Below are 518 nucleotides of genomic sequence, written 5' to 3'. Positions count from 1 at the left end.
CTCGAAGGTATCCTCGCGCGGCTGCGCGGCAACGTTGCCGCTTGACCGCGCCGTGTCGAATTCGGTCGTCGGGCGCGCGCCCGCGCGGATCATCGCGTTCGTCCGGCACGAGCCGGTTCTCTCGATTCTCGTCGCGGCGCTGATTGCGCTGCAGGCCGTGCATTCTCTATCGGCAATCGCGCTCGTGCGGCTCGTCGACTGGCAGACCGTCGCGACGCTCGCCGGTCTGCTGATGCTCACGAAGGCGCTGGAGCTGTCGGGCTTCCTGATGTGGCTCGCGCACCGCATCGTCCATCGCGGGCGCTCCGAGCGTGCGCTTGCCGCGCTGCTCGTCGTGTTCGCGGCGGCGGTGTCCGTATGGCTCACGAACGACGTGGCGCTTTTCGTCGTGATTCCGCTCGTACTGTCGCTGCGCGAGCTGACGCCGTTGCCGTTCAAGCGCCTCGTGATCTACATCGCGCTCGCGGTGAACGCGGGTGCGATCGCGACGCCGCTCGGCAATCCGCAAAATCTCTTTC

The 518-nt window shown here is 67.2% G+C and carries 1 protein-coding gene; it reads left to right on the top strand.

All coding sequences use genetic code 11. The features are described 5' to 3' along the window. Positions 1-518 (top strand): SLC13 family permease (locus J5M67_RS27815; protein ID WP_207888597.1); only part of this gene is annotated, 518 nt, incomplete at both ends.

It is taken from the genome of Pseudomonas sp. 30_B, from assembly GCF_017491605.1.
Lineage (GTDB): Bacteria > Pseudomonadota > Gammaproteobacteria > Pseudomonadales > Pseudomonadaceae > Pseudomonas.
This window is presented reverse-complemented; position numbering and strand designations above follow the sequence as displayed.